The sequence below is a fragment of the uncultured Candidatus Kuenenia sp. genome, from assembly GCF_900696675.1.
Classification (GTDB): Bacteria; Planctomycetota; Brocadiia; order Brocadiales; family Brocadiaceae; genus Kuenenia; species Kuenenia stuttgartiensis_A.
Window position 1 is genome coordinate 1 of sequence record NZ_CAADGZ010000286.1, and the last position, 1,309, is coordinate 1,309.

The 1,309-nt window shown below is 46.1% G+C and carries 1 protein-coding gene; it reads left to right on the plus strand.

The window, feature by feature from the left end; all coding sequences use genetic code 11:
- The coding region (locus QZT26_RS17685; protein WP_295104080.1) for an AIR synthase-related protein at positions 1–1,309 on the plus strand (1,309 nt) is incomplete at both ends.

The following is a 1,309-nucleotide window of genomic DNA, read 5'->3' on the forward strand; positions in this document are numbered from 1 at the left end:
TACCGATTGTGGCGCGGGCGGTCTGTCTTCTGCCGTAGGAGAAATGGGTCAGGATCTGGGTGCGTTGGTAAATTTAGAAAGGGTGCCTCTTAAATACGAAGGTCTTTCCTATACAGAAATCTGGATTTCCGAGGCGCAGGAACGGATGGTACTCGCCGTTTCTCCAGAAAAAGAAAAGGATCTCCTTGAGTTATTTAAATCAGAAAATGTTGAAGCAACGGTCATAGGGAGATTTACCCAAGATAAAGTACTGCGTCTGTTCTATAATGCTCATTTAGTTGGTGAAATAGAAATGGATTTTCTCCACAAAGGCATACCCAGGCTGGAACGTAAGGCAACATGGCATAGACCAACCTTTGAAGAACCAAGCCTGCCGGACAAAGAAGACTTTGGTGCAGACCTGAAGAAGATACTTTCTTCATGGAATATTTGCAGCAAGGAATGGGTTATACGTCAATACGATCATGAGGTACAGGGTAGCAGTGTTCTGAAACCTCTTCAGGGTCTTTACAATGACGGGCCAGGTGACGCATGTGTTATTACACCTAGGTTGGGATCCGGAAAAGGCATTATCGTATCTAATGGCATGAACCCGCGATATGGCGATATAGATCCGTATCACATGGCTTCATCAGCCATTGACGAAGCGTTGCGGCAGATCATAGCCGTTGGCGGGAGTTTAGAGCAGGTTGCGCTTTTAGATAATTTTTGCTGGGGTAACACCAACAAACCAGACCGTCTTGGCAGTCTCGTGATGGCTGCACAGGCCTGCTACGACATTGCCATTGCATACGGGACTCCATTTATCTCCGGAAAAGACAGCCTGAATAATGAATTTATCACCGATAAAGAAACAATTGTCATTCCACCTACTTTACTTATTTCGGCAGTTGCAATAATGGAAGATGTACGGAACGCCGTATCAATGGACATCAAGGAGCCCGGTAGCCTGGTTTATATCATAGGTCTCACTCGTCCTGAATTGGGTGGTTCGCATTACTATTATATCCACGGATACAAAGGGAATAATGTCCCGAAGGTAGATGCAGTCCTGGGGAGAAGGATCATGAATGCCCTTTCCCTGGCAGCGAGTAAAAAACTCATCAGATCGTGCCATGATTGCTCGGAAGGGGGTCTCGCAGTTGCTGCCGCAGAAATGGCATTTTCCGGTGGATACGGCATGGCACTTAATCTTTCTGCGGTTGCTACAGAAGGATCTATTTGCCGAAACGATACCCTTCTCTTTTCAGAATCAAACACTCGCTTTGTTGTTGAAGTACGGCCAGAACATCAGGTGCAATTTGAGGGA